This window comes from Xanthomonas sp. PPL134, assembly GCF_040595915.1.
GTDB lineage: Bacteria > Pseudomonadota > Gammaproteobacteria > Xanthomonadales > Xanthomonadaceae > Xanthomonas_A > Xanthomonas_A indica.
Genome location: NZ_JAMDLL010000001.1, coordinates 1,078,889 through 1,093,684 on the forward strand (window position 1 = coordinate 1,078,889; position 14,796 = coordinate 1,093,684).

Below are 14,796 nucleotides of genomic sequence, written 5' to 3' on the forward strand. Positions count from 1 at the left end.
CCCATGTCACACGGTACCTCTGCTCCTCCTTCTTTCCGCATCGGCCAGGGCTACGACGTCCACGCCTTCGGCGAGGGCGACCACATCATGCTCGGCGGCGTGCGCGTGGCGCACGAGCGCGGCGTGCTTGCCCACAGCGATGGCGACGTGGTGATCCACGCGCTGTGCGACGCCTTGCTCGGCGCGCTGGCGCTGGGCGACATCGGCCAGCATTTCCCGCCATCGGATCCGCGCTGGAAGGGCGCCGACAGCGCGCAGTTCCTCGATCACTGCGTGGGCCTGCTGCATGCGCGCGGCTGGCGCCTGGGCAATGCCGATGTCACCGTGATCTGCGAACGGCCCAAGGTCGGCCCGCACGCGCAGGCGATGCGCGAACGCCTGGCGGCGCTGCTGCAGGTCGAACTGGACTGCATCAGCGTCAAGGCCACCACCAGCGAAAAGCTGGGCTTCACCGGCCGCGGCGAGGGTATCGCGGCGCAGGCGGTGGCCTTGCTGGTGGCACTGTGAGCGAGTTGCCGCGCGCGTTCGGTGCCGCGCCGCTGCAGGCGCGCATGCGCAGCAGCGCCGAGGATTTCCAGGTCGACGAGCTGCCCGCGTTCGCGCCCAGTGGCGAGGGCGAGCATCTGTTGCTGACGGTGCGCAAGCGCGGCATGAACACCGCCTTTGCCGCGCGCCGCCTGGCGCAGTGGGCCGGCGTGGCGGAGCTGGCGATCGGCTATGCCGGCATGAAGGACCGCCATGCGGTCACCACCCAACGCTTTTCGGTGCATCTGCCCAAGCGCGTGGCCCCAGCGCTGGAGAGCCTGCAGGACGCGGACCTGCAGGTGCTGGAGTCGCATTGGCACAACCGCAAGCTGCCGCGCGGTGCGCTGGCCGGCAACGGCTTCGTGCTGGTGCTGCGCGAGGTGCGCGGCGAGCGCACGGCGATCGAGGCGCGGCTGGCGCAGATCGCCGCGCGCGGGATTCCCAACTGGTTCGGCGAGCAGCGCTTCGGCCGCGATGGCGGCAACGTCGGTGCCGCGCTGGCGATGTTCGGCGGCCGCCGGGTGCGGCGCGAGCAGCGCTCGCTGCTGCTGTCGGCCGCCCGTTCGGAGCTGTTCAACCGGGTGCTGGCCGCCCGCGTGGCCGCCGGCAACTGGGACAGTGCGCTGGACGGCGAAGTCTGGATGCTCGACGGCAGCCGCAGCGTGTTCGGTCCGGAGCCGTGGTCGGAGGCGCTGGCCGAGCGCCTGCAGCGCTTCGACATCCACCCGTCCGCGCCGCTGTGGGGTGCCGGTGAACTGCGCAGCGCCGAGGCGGCGCGTGCGCTGGAGCTGGCGGCGCTGGACGAGGCGGTGGCGCTGCGCCTGCGCGACGGCCTGGAGCGCGAGGGGCTGAAGCAGGAGCGGCGGGCGACCCGCCTGCGCGTGGCCGACCTGCAGTGGCGCTGGCTGGACGGGCAGGGCGAGGCCCTGGAGCTGCGCTTCGCACTGCCGCCGGGCAGCTACGCCACGGCGCTGCTGCACGAACTCGGCCAGGTCGAGGAAGCGCCGCAGGCCTCCACCGAGGCCTGAGCGCGGCACGCAGGTCCGCGACGCGCGCTAGAAGCGGTAGGAGCCGGTCAGCAGCAGGCTGCGACCGTCCGGTAACGGGACGAAGGTCTCGTCGAAATCGTCGGCATACAGGCGCCGGTCGAAGACGTTGCGCATGCCTACGGTCACCCCCCAGGTCTCGGTGTGGTAGGACACGTTCGCGTCCACGCTGGCCTGCCCGGGGATCTTGAAGTAGCCGCCGGCCAGGCGGCGGCCGAGGGTGTGGTCGCGCGCCAGGATGCCGCCCGCCACGCCCCAGCCGCTCCAGCGGCTGTCCTGGAACCGGTAGCTGCTCCACAGGGTGAAGCGCGCGCGCGGCACGCCGGTGGTGGGCGTGCCGTCGTGCCGGCCGATGCGCGCCAGTGCCAGGCTGCTGCTCAGTTCCAGGCCGGGAGCGAGTGCGCCGACGACGTCGAGATCGAGCCCGCGGTTGCTCTGGCTGTCGATCGGCTTGGCGAAGTACGACGGATGCGCCAGCACCAGGTCGAAACTGCGGTCGACGGTGATCTGGTAGTACGCGATGTTGAGTCGCACCCGGTGGTCGAACAGGTCGAGCTTCGCCCCGGCCTCCACCTGCCGCGACAGCGCGGGCGGCAATGGCCGGCCGTTCTTGCCGAGTACCGCGCTCGGCGCGAAGCCGTTCATGCTGCTGGCGTACAGCGACGCCTCCGGGCTCAATTTGTAGACCACGCCGACGTTGGGCACCCAGCGGCGCCGGCGCAACTGGCGCAGCTTGCCCCTGGCGTCGTAGCTGGAGATCTCGTATGCCGAGCGGCGCAGCGCCAGCAACACGTCCCAGCGCTCGCCCACGCTGATCTGGTCCTGCAGCAGGATGCCGCTGCGGCTCGACCAGGGGCTGCCGGGGTAATGCCGGATCCCGCGCCGCGAATGCGGCCAGTGCACCGGTCCCAGCGGCGCGTCGCCGAAGACGTCGTAGCGGTTGCGGCGCATGCGGATGAAGTAATCGCTGCTGCCCAGGCGCGCACGCGTGTAGTCCAGGCCCAGGGTCACGGTCTGCTGCAGCGGCCCGTCGCCGAAGCTGCCGACCAGGTCGTTCTGGACGGTGTAGTACGCCGTTTCGTTGCGATAGGCCTCGGCATAGGCACGGACCAGGCCGGTCGGCGACGGCGACAACATGCCCCAGTTGCGTGCGTCGACCGCCTGGTTCACGTACTGCCCACGGCTGCGCAGTTGCCAGCGGTCGCTGAGCCGCTGATCGAGCAGGTAGTAGGCGCGTTGGGTCCGGTAGGCGGTGTGGTCCTGCGAATTGCCGAGGCGCAAGGACCTGGGCGTCATCGCCGACACGCGGTTGCGCAGCAGCAGCGCGTGATCGGCGGCCGGCTGGCGATCGGTCACGCGCTGCACGCCGAGCACCAGGCGGGTGCCGTCGCTCTGCCAGGCGATGGACGGCGCCAGGTAGGCGGCGTTGCGCGGACCGTAGCCCTGCGCAGTGGAATCGGCATGCTGGCCGGAGACGACGAGCCGGTAGCTCAGCGCCGTGGTGCCGATCGGTCCGGTCGCATCGAGCCCGGCCTGCACGTCGCCGCGTTCGCCGAAGGCATAGCGCAGTTCACGCTGCGGCTTGCGCAGCGGCTGCTTGGTGACGACGTTGACCAGTCCGCTCATGTCGCCGCCATTGCTGTCGCCGAGGATCGATTCCGGGCCCTTGAGCACCTCGACCCGCTCCACGCCGATCATCGGCGGATAGCCGCCGAGCCCGACGAAGCTGTTCGGCATCCCGTCGGTCATGCCGTTGCCGGTGTAGATGCCGCGGATCTTGAACAGCGGCGCGCGCAACGGGTTTTCGATGTGCTGCACGCTGGCCACGTTGCGCAGTGCGTCGGCGACGGTGCAGACTTGTTGTGTCGCCATCAGGTGGGGGGCGACGACATTCACCGATTGCGGCACGGCGATGGCGTCGGTGGCATAGCGCAGCGCGTCGCTGGCATAGGCGGGCGCGTCGCCCATGGCGCGCGCGGTCAGCGCCGCGGCATCGACCTGTTCCAGCAGCTTGGGGGGCGTGCCGGCGCGATGCTCGTCGGCGGCCTCGGCAGGATCGGGCGGCGCCACGGTGGCGGGCGTGATGGCCACCGTGTTCGCATCGAGCGCGCTATAGGCGAGGCCGCTCGACTGCAACAGGCGCCGCAGCGCCGCGTCCCGGGTGAATACGCCTTGCACCCCGTCGCTGCGCAGCCCGGCCAGGGTCGGACTGGCGGTGAGGATCTGCACGTCGGCCTGCTTGCCGTAGGCGATCAGCGCGGTGGACAACGCCTGCGGCGGGATCGAGAAGGCGATCTGCCGTGCGTCGGACGCGAGGGGGGCGGCGAGGGCGCGGTTCCAGGGAACGAGCTGCAGCGCCAGGCTGCCACAGATGATCAGTCGCCTCAGCCCACGCACTGCCCGTCGCCCCCCAGCGGAAGCACGGATTATGCCATGCGCGGCATCGCCGATGCGGTGCCCGGGCGGCGTGGACGCCGCCTCGGCGGGGCCAGGATGGGGACCAGTATCGCCTAACGGCGGCTCAGCACGATCTCGTCCTTGCCCTGGCGCACCTGTAGCGGGAAGACCTGCGGCAAGGCCTCGATCCACTGCGCCGTGGCCCGGGTGTCGACGGTGCCGGTGAAGCTCAGCCGCGCCAGCGCCGGGTCGGCCAGGCGCAGTGGGCGGTCGCTGTAGCGGTTGACCCGAGCGATCACCGTGTCCAGCGGCGTATCGACGAATTCCAGCCGGTGATCGCGCCAGGCGATGGCCTGCGCCACGCTGATCTGGCCGACCTGCAACGTCGGCCTGGCCGGATCGTAGGACACGCGCTGTCCGGCCACCGCTTCCAGCCCGCCGCGGCCGTCGGCCGGTACCTGGCCGGCGCCGTAGATGCGCACCCGGCCTTCGGTGACCGCGATCGCGACGCGTTCGCCGTCGCGGCTGACATCGAATGCCGTGCCCACGTCCAGGATCGAGACGCCGCCGGCGTCGACCACGAACGGTCGCCCGGCGTGATGCGCCACGTCGAAGAACGCCTCGCCGGCGATCAGCTCCACCCGGCGCTGCGCGGCGCTGAACCGGGTGCTCAGCCGCGATGCGCCGCCGAGCGCGATCTTCGAGCCGTCCGCCAGCACGATGTCCCGGTGGCGGCTGATCGCGCTGCTGTAGACCTGGGTGACCGGCGGCGGGTTCAGCTGCCGCCAGGCCAGGGCGCCGCCGAGCGCCAGCGCGCCGATGCAGGCCGCCACCTGCAGCGGCCGCCAGCGCGCACGCGGCGCCGCGAACCTGCGCAGCAGGTCGCCCCGTGCGGCGGTGTCGAGCGCGCCCAGGTCGCCACCGAGCGCATTGATGCGTTCGAACGCCTGCAGATGCCGCGGGTCGGCCGCGGTCCAGTCCAGCCAGCGCGCGATGGTGTCCTCGTTGCTGTCGGGTTCGCGGAGCAGGGTCCACCAGCGCGCCGCGTCGTCGAGGATGTGTTGGTCGATGCCGCTGTCCATTACGGGATCTCCGCTTCGTCGAAGCGTTTGCGGCAATGCGCGAGGGCGTTGGCCACATGGTAGCGGACCATGCGTTCGCTCACGTTCATCGCCTTGGCGATCATGCCGAAGTCCTTGCCTTCGATCACGTGCAGCACGAAGGCGCGGCTGGTCTTGGCGGGAAGTTCCTTCAGTGCCCGGGTCAGTTCGCGCAACTGCTCGCTGGCCGTGGCGTGCCGCTCGGGAATCGGCGGCAGCGGCAGGTCCTGCTCCGGGAGTTCCACGGCCGCGTTCTCGCGCACCTTGCGCATGCGCAGTCGGTCCACGGCCAGGTTCGAGGCGACATGGAACAGATAGGCGCGCGGCGATGCCAGCGCGTCCGGGCGCTCAAGGGTCACGATGCGCATGTACGCCTCCTGCGCCACGTCCTGCGCGTCCGCCATCGAGCCGAGCTTGCAGTGCAGGAAGGCGAGCAGGGCGCGGTGATGCTCCTTGAACAATGCGTCGACGTGATGCGCATGCGTCCGCTCCGGCGACGGCGCGCCCTCGGTGTGCTCGAGCCGACTCACGACTGCTGGTGCTCCTGGAGGGAAGCGGCCGCGGCAGTATAGCCAGGCTCACCGGCCGCCACGCGACGCACCGGCGCACGCCGTCGGCAGCGCGGCAGCCAGCAAGCCCTCGGCGTGCGCCCGCAATGCCTCGCGGCGACGAAACGCCGCGCGATGCTGGCTGGGGACATCGGCCACGGTCTTGCGCGCCGGGGTCAGCGGCAACGCGAACCAGCCATCGGCGATGGGCGTACCGCCTTGCTCGATCCAGAACGCGTCGTAGTCGGCCAGGAACACGTCGCGCTTGCGCTGCAGCGGATGCGCGCCATTGCAGACGGCACGGATCGCGTGCGCGCCGAGGCGCTCGGCGAAGGTGCAGGCCAGTGACAGCATCAGTTGCTTGGGCCGCAGCCCGTGCATCTGCTTGGTCAGCGCGCGCACCACGTCGCGGGCGTCGGTACCCTTGGGGCCTTGCAGGCAACCGATCAGTACCGTCGGATGGGCATCGTCGCCGGTCACGGTCAGCACCAGGCGATACAGCTCGCGTCCCGCCGCGTCGCTGAGCTGCAACCAAAGCTCGCCTTCGCAGCTCATCGGCGCCGGTGGCAGCAGCGACAGCGTCAGCGCGCTGCCGTCGTGCAGCGGCAGCGTCCCCAGGTCCGCCTGGCCTTGCCGGTAGATCGCGTCGAACAGGGCGTGCGGCAGGCGATCGAGCAGGAGCCGGTAGTGCTGCTGCAGATGGCGCAGGCGCGTCGAACGGTTCCAGCGGGTGTTGACGAAGCGGTGCAGGTGGCGCTCGAGCAGGCGCGGATCGCGCGCCGCATAGCCGTGCATGCGCGGCTCGCGCTGCAGTTCCTCCAGAAAGCGGCCGTGGGCGATCGGCACGGACAGCGCGCGCACCAGGTACTTGCCCGCTTTCATCACGCGCTGCCAGCGATCGCCGTGCCAGTCCGTGCGCCCCTTGAGCGAGGCCAGGAACAGTGCCGGCCACCGCGTGGGCGCGGTGGAGCCGGCGGCCCGGGACGGCGCCGGGAGCGGCCGCCGTGGCCGGGCGATGTGCGTCGGCGCTGCCGCGAAGCTCGCGGCGCTTGCGGAAACGTCCACGTTATCAGTGGGTTGCAGGAGGAATTCGGTGGTTGCGTCGGTCACTTTTGGCTCGCAGAGGGGCGGTACTCTCTGGCAAGACGTTTCAGCGGGCGAAAATTGAAATGCGCGCGTGCAGTTCCAGCGCGGGGCGCGCGACGATGCCCCTGTCGGGTGGCGTGTTGTCGAACTGGAGGCTGCCGCGCCGGGGGCGAAGGCGCCTCGGCTGCTGCTTTTGCCGCGACCGACAGGGAGGGCTTCAGGGCGCCTCCAACTAACTAGGAGACGAAAAATCTCTTGTAGGAGCGGCTTCAGCCGCGACCGGCCTTCCCGGTAACGCCCCCCGGTGGCGGCTGAAAGACGCTCCCACAGGACCAGCGGCATCCGGCTCATGTGTGGCGAAAGCAGGGGATGCGCGAGATGCCCTGCAGCCGCGATGGGCGCTATCGAGAACGCACGTCGCGGCTGAAGCCGCTCCTACATCCGTCCCGCGCGAGCCGATGCGCGCCGTCGTGCGCTCGCGCAGTCAGGCAGAGCGTGCGACCCGAACTGGAACGCAGGCGCCACGCCTGGCCCGAGCGTGACCGGCGTCGCGCGCAGCGCCGCTCAGCGGCGTGCCAGCAGCACCAGCATCGCGCCGGTGCCGCCTTGCGTGGTGGGCGCCGAATGGAAGGCCAGTACGTCGTTGCGCTGGCGCAGCAGGCGGTCCACCAGATTCTTCAGCAGGGGCACGCCGCCGGATTGCAGGCCCTTGCCGTGCACGATCCGCACGCAGCCGAACTCGTGCGCGTGCGCCTCGGCCAGGAACTGCCGCAGCAGCGCCTCGGCCTGCGCGGCGGAGGCGCCGTGCAGATCCAGTTCGTCCTGGGCCGAGAACTGGCCCTTGCGCAGGCGCTGGAACACCCGCGCCGGCAGATGCTCGCGGCGGTAGCTGGCGACATCGCCGGCTTCCAGTGGCGCGCTCTGTCGCAGCAATTGCTGGAACTCGCCCTGCGCCTCGGCCTCGTCGCGTTCGGCCATGCGTGCGCGCGGCTTGGGGCGTGGCTTGGCATTGGCCGGCGGCGTCGCATTGAGCGGGGCCACCTTGCCGATGGCCGCGCGGAACAGCGCGGCGGGGTCTTCGTCGTCGGAATGCGCCATGCGCACAGCTTAGAGCGTGCTGCGTGGTTTGAGGTGAGTACGGTAGCGCCGACAGTGCCTGCGCCGCGGGGCGCGGCGTTCTCGGCGCCCAGCGCGCAGGAGGTCGTGCCGTGTTGCCTGTGCGGCGTCCCGCGCAAAGGCGGCCATCGCGATGGTCGGCGCGCTGTCAGCGACCTGGCCGGACGCATCCGGTATCATGCACCGGTTTTCGAGGAGCACCATGCGCGTATTAGTGAGCAACGACGACGGCGTCGACGCCCCCGGCATTCGCATGCTGGCCGAGCAGTTGCGCGGCGCCGGCCACGAAGTGACGGTGGTCGCACCCGACCGCGACCGGTCCGGCGCCAGCAATTCGCTGACCCTGGATCTGCCGATCCGGCTCAAGCGCATCGACCATTACACCTGCAGCGTCGCCGGCACCCCGACCGACTGCGTGCATCTGGCGCTCACCGGCATGCTGGAGTTCGACCCGGACATCGTGGTCTCCGGCATCAACAATTCCGCCAACCTCGGCGATGACGTGATCTATTCCGGCACCGTCTCGGCGGCGATGGAAGGCCGCTTCCTGGGCCTGCCTGCAGTGGCGGTGTCGTTGGTCACCCACAACCACGAACCCAAGCATTTCCAGACCGCCGCGCGCGCGGCGGTGGAGATCGTGGCGCGGCTCAAGGCCGATCCGCTGCCGGCCGACACCATCCTCAACGTCAACGTGCCCGACCTGCCGTGGCAGGAGATCAAGGGCTTCGAGGTCACCCGGCTCGGCAACCGCCACCGCTCCGAACCCTGCCTGCCGCAGACCGACCCGCGCGGCGGCACCGTGTACTGGATCGGCCCGGCCGGACGCGAGCAGGACGCCGGCCCCGGCACCGACTTCCACGCGGTGCGTACCGGCTTCATCTCGATCACCCCGATCCAGGTCGACCTGACCCGCTATCAGGCGCTGGAAAAGGTCGCCAGCTGGGTCGGCGGCCTGACCGCCGCGCTGGACCGCCCGGCATGACCCCGCGGTTGCGCCTGCAGCCGGAAGCGATCGGCATCGGCATGACCTCGCAACGCGTGCGCGACCGCCTGGTCGAGCGCCTGCGCGAAGCCGGCATCCGCGACGAGAGCGTGCTCAACGCGGTACGCACCGTGCCGCGGCACCTGTTCATCGACGAGGCACTGGCCTCGCGCGCCTACGAGGACACCGCGCTGCCGATCGGCCACGGCCAGACCATCTCGCAACCGTGGGTGGTGGCGCGCATGACCGAGACGGTGCTGGAAGCGGCGCCGAAGAAGGTGCTGGAAGTCGGCACCGGCTCCGGCTACCAGGCGGCGATCCTGGCCGCACTGGGCCTGGAGGTGCACACCGTCGAGCGCATCGGCGACCTGCTGCGGCAGGCGCGCAAGCGCTTCCGCCAGCTCGGCATGAACGTGCGCAGCAAGCACGACGACGGCCGCATCGGCTGGCCCGAGCACGGTCCCTTCGATGCGATCGTGGTCACCGCCGCGGCGCCGGCGCTGGTCGATGCCCTGATCGAGCAACTGGCGCCGGGCGGGTGCCTGGTGGCGCCGGTCGGCGGCCCGTCCGCGCAATCGCTGATCCGCCTGCGCCGCGCTGCCGACGGCCAGATCGAACAAGACGTCCTGGCGCCGGTGACCTTCGTCCCGTTGCTGTCGGGCATGCTGGATTGACCTCCCGGAGCCGCACTGGATGAAGATTTTTGGGCCGTTGTACGAACGCGCCATCAGTTGGTCGCGGCACCGCCGCGCGCCGGCGCTGCTGACCGGGCTCAGTTTTGCCGAGGCCATCGTGTTCCCGGTGCCGCCGGAGGTGATGCTGGCGCCGATGTCGCTGGCGCAGCCGCGGCGCGCGCTGTGGTTCGCCACGCTGAGCCTGCTCGGCTCGCTGGCCGGTGCGATGATCGGCTACCTGCTCGGGCATTTCGCCTTCGCCGCGGTGCAGCCGCTGATCGAATGGCTGGGCTGGACGCAGAAGATCGACGCGCAGGTCAGCCACCTGCGCGAGGTCATCGCCGAGTCGCCGTGGCGCGCGTTCTGGCTGTTGGTGCTGGCCGGGTTCACGCCGATCCCGCTGAAGATATTCACCTGGGCCTCAGGCATCGTCGGGGTGCCGCTGCTACCGTTCCTGGCGAGCATGCTGGTCGGGCGCGGCAAGCGCGTGTACCTGGTGGCCGGAGCGATTCGCCTCGGCGGGCCGCGCGCGGAAGCCGCGTTGCGCCGCTGGATCGAGCCGCTCGGCTGGGTCGCCTCGGCGATCCTGGCGCTGCTGGTGGTGTGGGTCATATGGAGAGCCAAGTTCGGATGAGCGTCGATCGGGTGGTGCGGAACGGCCTGCGTTGCGGCCTGGGTGTGCTGGTGGCGGTGGCGCTCGGCGCCTGCAGCAGCGCCACGGTGGTCCGCACCCCCGGCGGTGCGCCCGTACGCGGCAGCGCCGCCTCGGCGCCGCGGGTGTCCGTGCCCAAGCCCGGGGTCAGCGCCACCGTGCGCCGCGGCGACACGCTGTATGCGATCGCCCGTGCCAACAACATCACCCCGCAGGACCTGGCGGGCTGGAACGGCCTGCAGCCGCCGTACACGATCTACCCGGGGCAATCGCTGCGGCTGTATCCGCCCGGCGGCGCGGGTGCCGCGCGGCCCGGCAGCGGCACCGCGGTAGTACCGCCGGCTGCCGGCACGGCAGCGGCGGCGCGGCCGCCGATCGCCGCGTCGCCGACACCGGTCAGCAGCGGGTTCTCCTGGCGCTGGCCGGCCGATGGCGTGGTGGTCAGCCGCTTCGTCAGCGGCGAAACCACCAAGCAGGGCGTGGACATCGCCGGCAGCAACGGCGAAGCGGTGCGGGCCGCCGCCGATGGCGTGGTGGTGTATTCCGGCGCCGGCCTGGTGGGCTATGGCGAACTGATCATCGTCAAGCACAACGAACAGTGGCTGTCGGCCTACGGCCACAACCGCAAGCGCCTGGTCAACGAAGGCCAGAACGTCAAGGCCGGCCAGCAGATCGCAGAGATGGGCCACAGCGGCGCGGCGCGCGACATGCTGCACTTCGAGATCCGCTACAACGGCAAGCCGGTCGACCCGCTGCTGTATCTTCCGCCGAAGTAACCGGTCGCATCCTCAAGCGGGCGGATCCCCGGCCCGGCGCAGCGCGCCGGGCGTTCGCCAACGGCGCGGCCCAGTGGGCCGCAAGCGCCGCCGGCTCACCCGCTACAACGGCAAGCGGGTCGACCCGCTGCTGTATCTTCCGCCGAAGTAACGCCGGCGCGACCAATGGGTTGCCGCCCTGGCGCAGCGTGTAGCCGGTCCTCATCTCCGGCTTTCGTAGGAGCGGCTTCAGCCGCGACCGGGGTTCTAGCGAATGTCACAGGTCGCGGCTGAAGCCGCTCCTACGGGAGTGAATGTCTGTGGAGGGCGTGGGACGGGTCCGCAGAGACGCCGGGCTCAGCCTTCGAGCAGGAACCCCACCGCCACGCGCCGGCCTTCGGCGGCCAGCACGTTGTAGGTGCGCGCCGCGGCCGCGTTGCTCATCACTTCGATGCCGATGCCGCGGGTCAGGAACAGCGCCATCACCGCCGCAGCAGGAAACACCTGGCGTTCGCCGGTGCCGAGGATCACCAGGGCAGGGTTGAGCGCGAGCAGCGGCTGCAGATGCTGCGGCTGCAGGTCGCCGGCCAGCGGCGCCTGCCAGTCCTCGACCAGGGTGTCCGGGGCGAGGATGAAGCTGCGGGTCAGCAGCCGGTCGTTCACCTTGGCCTGGCGGCCGTCGGCCATGCGCAGGGCGTAGGCGTAGTCGGGCAGGTCCTGGGTCAGTTGCATGGGGTCACCGAGGGCGCGCTCAGGCGCGCGGCAGCACGATCTGCCGGTCTTCCTTGGCCGGGCGATACAGGATCGCGGTATGGCCGATGCGCTGCACTAGCACGCTGTGCGACTGCTCCACCAGGCTGCCGATGGCGGCGTTGCGGGCCTCGCGGTCGTCGCCGCCGACCTTCACCTTGACCAGTTCGTGGCGCTCCAGCACCTCGTCCAGTTCGGCCAGGAAGGCCGGGGTGACGCCCTTGCTGCCGATCTGCAACAGGGGTTTGAGGTCGTGGGCCAGGCCGCGCAGGAAGCGGTTCTGGGCCGAGGTCAGGCTGATCGACATGCAGGTGGGAGCAGGGTTGGCAAGGGCGATCAGGGTATCATGGCCGCCCCTCCCGACCGTGCGTCCATGGCCACCCGCAGCAAAAGCAGCCAACGCTGGCTCCGCGAACATTTCGCCGATCCCTTCGTGAAGAAGGCCCAGGCCGAAGGCATGCGCTCGCGCGCGGCCTACAAGCTGGAAGAGTTGCTGCAGCGCGACAGGCTGCTGAAGCCGGACATGGTGGTGGTCGATCTCGGCGCCGCCCCGGGCGGCTGGTCGCAGCAGGTGCGCAAGTCGATGGGCGACCGCGGCCGGGTCCTGGCCCTGGACATCCTGGAGATGCCGCCGTTGGCCGGCGTGGAGTTCCTTCACGGTGACTTCAGGGAGGACGCGGTGCTATCGCAATTCGAGGCCATGCTGGGCGATACCCCGGTGGACCTTGTGCTGTCGGATATGGCCCCCAATAAGAGCGGAATGGATGCGGTCGACCAGCCGCGGATGATGCATCTGGCGGAATTGGCGATGGCATTCGCCGACAGCCACCTGAAGCCGAATGGCGCGTTCCTGATCAAGCTGTTCCAGGGCGTGGGGTTCGACGACTACATCCGCGACATGCGCCGCCGCTATGAAAAGGTGACCATCCGCAAGCCGGCCGCGTCGCGCAAGCGCTCGCCGGAGGTCTATGCCCTCGGACAGGGCAAGCGCGCCCAGATCAAGTAAGCTGAACGCAAGGCTGAACCCGCAATGCTACGCATCGAGACAGAGTTGAAGGGACACCGGAGCCAATGAGGATGAACGACTTGACCAAGAATCTGCTGTTGTGGGTAGTCGTCGCCGTCGTGCTGATGGTGGTGTTCAATAGCTTCTCGCCGCGTCTCGCCGGCGGCGCGGGCGTCGACAACGTCACCTACTCCCAGTTCCTGAAGGACGTGGATGCCGGGCGGGTGAAGTCGGTCGATTTCACCGACGCCACCAATCTCTCGGTCAACGCGATCCGCTTCAAGCGCGCCGACAACAGCGAGGGCATGGTCTATGGTCCGAGCGACGACAAGCTGATCGACGTGCTGTACAGCAAGAACGTGGACATCACCCGGCAGAAGCCGGACAACGGCCCGAGCTTCTGGTCGCTGGTGCTGAACTTCCTGCCGGTCATCCTGATCATCGGCTTCTGGCTGTTCATCATGCGCCAGATGCAGGGCGGTGGCGGCGGCGCCAAGGGCGCGATGTCCTTCGGCAAGTCGCGGGCCAAGCTGCAGGGCGAGGACCAGATCAAGATCACCTTCGCCGACGTCGCCGGCTGCGACGAGGCCAAGGAAGAGGTCGGCGAGCTGGTCGATTTCCTGCGCGACCCGACCAAGTTCACCAAGCTCGGCGGCAAGATTCCGCGCGGCGTGCTGATGGTGGGCCCGCCGGGTACCGGCAAGACCCTGCTGGCCAAGGCCATCGCCGGCGAGGCCAAGGTACCGTTCTTCAGCATCTCCGGTTCGGACTTCGTGGAAATGTTCGTCGGCGTCGGTGCCAGCCGCGTGCGCGACATGTTCGAGCAGGCCAAGAAGCACGCGCCGTGCATCATCTTCATCGACGAAATCGATGCGGTGGGCCGTCACCGCGGCGCCGGCCTGGGCGGCGGTCACGACGAGCGCGAGCAGACCCTCAACCAGTTGCTGGTGGAGATGGACGGCTTCGAGGGCGGCGAGGGCGTGATCGTGATCGCCGCGACCAACCGTCCGGACGTGCTGGATCCGGCGCTGCTGCGTCCGGGCCGTTTCGACCGCCAGGTCGTGGTCGGCCTGCCGGACGTGCGCGGCCGCGAGCAGATCCTCAAGGTGCACATGCGCAAGCTGCCGCTGGCCGACGACATTGAGCCGATGGTGATCGCCCGCGGTACCCCGGGTTTCTCCGGCGCCGATCTGGCCAATCTGTGCAACGAGGCGGCCCTGTTCGCCGCGCGCGAGTCGGTCAAGGAAGTGCGCATGGATCACTTCGACCGTGCCCGCGACAAGATCCTGATGGGCGCCGAGCGCCGCTCGATGGCGATGAGCGAGGACGAGAAGACGCTGACCGCCTATCACGAGGCCGGCCACGCCATCGTCGGCCGGCTGGTGCCCGAACACGACCCGGTCTACAAGGTCACGATCATCCCGCGCGGCCGTGCGCTGGGCGTGACCATGTACCTGCCCGAGGGCGACAAGTACTCGATGAACCGCGTGGCGATCGAATCGCAGCTGTGCTCGCTGTACGGCGGCCGCGTCGCCGAAGAACTGATCTTCGGCACCGACAAGGTCACCACCGGTGCGTCCAACGACATCGAGCGGGCGACCAAGATGGCGCGCAACATGGTCACCAAGTGGGGCCTGTCCGACGAGCTGGGTCCGATCGCCTACGGCGAGGAGGACGACGAGGTGTTCCTGGGCCGTTCGGTGACCCAGCACAAGAGCGTCTCCGACGACACCGCGCGGCGCATCGATGAAGTGGTGCGGTCGATCCTCGACAAGGCATATGCCAAGACCACCCAGATTCTCACCGAGAATCTGGACAAGCTGCACACCATGTCGCAGTTGCTATTGCAGTACGAGACCATCGACGCGCCGCAGATCGACGCGATCATGGAAGGCCGCGATCCGCCGCCGCCGATGGGCTGGAACCGGTCCGGCAAGGACGGCGGCAACGACAAGGGCAATTCGCGGCCACTGCCGCCGATCGCCGGGCCCGCCGAACAGGTCTAAGCGCGGCGAACCTGCAAGCACCGAAAAGCCAGGGAGCGATCCCTGGCTTTTTTGTCGCTGGCCGCTGGCGATGCCGCCCGCCGGCTCGTCGTCCGCTCGAGGGTGCGCGACAATGGCCGCTTGATTCACGACCCGCTGCCATGCGCGGCGCGC

Annotated in this window: 15 protein-coding genes; 8 read left to right on the forward strand and 7 right to left on the reverse strand. The window is 69.7% G+C overall.

The window, feature by feature from the left end:
• The first annotated feature begins 3 nt into the window (after nt 1-3).
• Together ispF and truD are read left to right on the forward strand one after the other, a co-directional pair.
• The gene (ispF, locus tag M3U25_RS04665) at nt 4-507 is read left to right on the forward strand and encodes a 2-C-methyl-D-erythritol 2,4-cyclodiphosphate synthase (RefSeq protein WP_355499641.1); all 504 of its coding nucleotides are present in this window, start codon (nt 4-6) and stop codon (nt 505-507) included.
• Complete coding sequence (truD, locus tag M3U25_RS04670; protein WP_355499638.1) at nt 504-1,553, forward strand: tRNA pseudouridine(13) synthase TruD; 1,050 nt, start codon at nt 504-506, stop codon at nt 1,551-1,553. Before ispF ends, truD begins: the two co-directional genes overlap by 4 nt.
• Nucleotides 1,554-1,580: 27 nt before the next feature.
• On the opposite strand, the gene M3U25_RS04675 is transcribed toward truD, so the two are convergent.
• The 5 genes from M3U25_RS04675 to M3U25_RS04695 all read right to left on the reverse strand — a co-directional run bounded on the left by M3U25_RS04675 (nt 1,581) and on the right by M3U25_RS04695 (nt 7,800).
• Nucleotides 1,581-3,968, reverse strand: a complete 2,388-nt coding sequence (locus tag M3U25_RS04675; protein ID WP_355499635.1) for a TonB-dependent receptor — start codon at nt 3,966-3,968, stop codon at nt 1,581-1,583.
• Between the two features lie 113 nt (nt 3,969-4,081).
• Nucleotides 4,082-5,050: a FecR domain-containing protein gene (locus tag M3U25_RS04680; RefSeq protein WP_355499632.1), complete on the reverse strand. Its 969-nt coding sequence runs from the start codon at nt 5,048-5,050 to the stop codon at nt 4,082-4,084.
• Nucleotides 5,050-5,598, reverse strand: coding sequence for an RNA polymerase sigma factor (locus M3U25_RS04685; RefSeq protein WP_355499629.1), 549 nt, complete (start codon nt 5,596-5,598; stop codon nt 5,050-5,052). Before M3U25_RS04685 ends, M3U25_RS04680 begins: the two co-directional genes overlap by 1 nt.
• A 48-nt stretch (nt 5,599-5,646) precedes the next feature.
• Nucleotides 5,647-7,053: a DUF535 family protein gene (locus tag M3U25_RS04690; protein ID WP_355499626.1), complete on the reverse strand. Its 1,407-nt coding sequence runs from the start codon at nt 7,051-7,053 to the stop codon at nt 5,647-5,649.
• 213 nt (nt 7,054-7,266) lie between these two features.
• Nucleotides 7,267-7,800 carry a Smr/MutS family protein gene (locus tag M3U25_RS04695; protein WP_355499624.1) on the reverse strand — a complete coding sequence of 178 codons (534 nt, stop codon included), beginning with the start codon at nt 7,798-7,800 and terminating at the stop codon, nt 7,267-7,269.
• A gap of 220 nt (nt 7,801-8,020) precedes the next feature.
• Between M3U25_RS04695 and surE the strand changes: the two genes are divergently transcribed.
• Genes surE through M3U25_RS04715 form a run of 4 tightly spaced genes read left to right on the forward strand, consistent with a single transcriptional unit; the run spans nt 8,021 to nt 10,902 of the window.
• Nucleotides 8,021-8,800 carry a 5'/3'-nucleotidase SurE gene (gene surE, locus M3U25_RS04700; RefSeq protein WP_160946557.1) on the forward strand — a complete coding sequence of 260 codons (780 nt, stop codon included), beginning with the start codon at nt 8,021-8,023 and terminating at the stop codon, nt 8,798-8,800.
• Nucleotides 8,797-9,474: a protein-L-isoaspartate(D-aspartate) O-methyltransferase gene (locus tag M3U25_RS04705; protein ID WP_026143980.1), complete on the forward strand. Its 678-nt coding sequence runs from the start codon at nt 8,797-8,799 to the stop codon at nt 9,472-9,474. Before surE ends, M3U25_RS04705 begins: the two co-directional genes overlap by 4 nt.
• Nucleotides 9,475-9,493: 19 nt before the next feature.
• Nucleotides 9,494-10,108: a YqaA family protein gene (locus M3U25_RS04710; RefSeq protein ID WP_242080964.1), complete on the forward strand. Its 615-nt coding sequence runs from the start codon at nt 9,494-9,496 to the stop codon at nt 10,106-10,108.
• On the forward strand, nt 10,105-10,902 hold the full coding sequence (locus M3U25_RS04715) for a peptidoglycan DD-metalloendopeptidase family protein (RefSeq protein WP_355499618.1): 798 nt from the start codon (nt 10,105-10,107) through the stop codon (nt 10,900-10,902). The genes M3U25_RS04710 and M3U25_RS04715 overlap by 4 nt, the downstream gene beginning before the upstream one ends.
• 336 nt (nt 10,903-11,238) lie before the next feature.
• Here M3U25_RS04715 and M3U25_RS04720 read toward each other — a convergent pair whose 3' ends face one another.
• Entirely contained in the window at nt 11,239-11,613 is a 375-nt protein-coding gene (locus tag M3U25_RS04720; RefSeq protein WP_019796326.1) for an Mth938-like domain-containing protein, read from the reverse strand.
• Between the two features lie 19 nt (nt 11,614-11,632).
• Nucleotides 11,633-11,938, reverse strand: coding sequence for a ribosome assembly RNA-binding protein YhbY (gene yhbY, locus M3U25_RS04725; RefSeq protein WP_355499615.1), 306 nt, complete (start codon nt 11,936-11,938; stop codon nt 11,633-11,635).
• 66 nt (nt 11,939-12,004) lie between these two features.
• On the opposite strand from yhbY, the gene rlmE reads away from it, so the two are divergent.
• Both rlmE and ftsH read left to right on the forward strand, forming a co-directional pair.
• Nucleotides 12,005-12,637 (forward strand): 23S rRNA (uridine(2552)-2'-O)-methyltransferase RlmE, encoded by a 633-nt coding sequence (gene rlmE / locus M3U25_RS04730; RefSeq protein WP_017910618.1) that lies wholly within the window; start codon nt 12,005-12,007, stop codon nt 12,635-12,637.
• A 71-nt stretch (nt 12,638-12,708) separates the two neighbouring features.
• Nucleotides 12,709-14,643: an ATP-dependent zinc metalloprotease FtsH gene (gene ftsH / locus M3U25_RS04735; protein WP_160946561.1), complete on the forward strand. Its 1,935-nt coding sequence runs from the start codon at nt 12,709-12,711 to the stop codon at nt 14,641-14,643.
• Nucleotides 14,644-14,796 lie beyond the last annotated feature (153 nt).

Excerpts from the sequence above, each read along its gene's own strand:
- ispF (WP_355499641.1), top strand. The coding sequence starts at position 4 with ATGTCACACGGTACCTCTGCTCCTCCTTCTTTCCGCATCGGCCAGGGC.
- M3U25_RS04680 (WP_355499632.1), bottom strand. The coding sequence starts at position 5,050 with ATGGACAGCGGCATCGACCAACACATCCTCGACGACGCGGCGCGCTGG.
- M3U25_RS04690 (WP_355499626.1), bottom strand. The coding sequence starts at position 7,053 with ATGAGCCGGATGCCGCTGGTCCTGTGGGAGCGTCTTTCAGCCGCCACC.
- M3U25_RS04695 (WP_355499624.1), bottom strand. The coding sequence starts at position 7,800 with ATGGCGCATTCCGACGACGAAGACCCCGCCGCGCTGTTCCGCGCGGCC.
- surE (WP_160946557.1), top strand. The coding sequence starts at position 8,021 with ATGCGCGTATTAGTGAGCAACGACGACGGCGTCGACGCCCCCGGCATT.
- M3U25_RS04705 (WP_026143980.1), top strand. The coding sequence starts at position 8,797 with ATGACCCCGCGGTTGCGCCTGCAGCCGGAAGCGATCGGCATCGGCATG.
- M3U25_RS04710 (WP_242080964.1), top strand. The coding sequence starts at position 9,494 with ATGAAGATTTTTGGGCCGTTGTACGAACGCGCCATCAGTTGGTCGCGG.
- M3U25_RS04715 (WP_355499618.1), top strand. The coding sequence starts at position 10,105 with ATGAGCGTCGATCGGGTGGTGCGGAACGGCCTGCGTTGCGGCCTGGGT.
- M3U25_RS04720 (WP_019796326.1), bottom strand. The coding sequence starts at position 11,613 with ATGCAACTGACCCAGGACCTGCCCGACTACGCCTACGCCCTGCGCATG.
- yhbY (WP_355499615.1), bottom strand. The coding sequence starts at position 11,938 with ATGTCGATCAGCCTGACCTCGGCCCAGAACCGCTTCCTGCGCGGCCTG.
- rlmE (WP_017910618.1), top strand. The coding sequence starts at position 12,005 with ATGGCCACCCGCAGCAAAAGCAGCCAACGCTGGCTCCGCGAACATTTC.
- ftsH (WP_160946561.1), top strand. The coding sequence starts at position 12,709 with ATGAACGACTTGACCAAGAATCTGCTGTTGTGGGTAGTCGTCGCCGTC.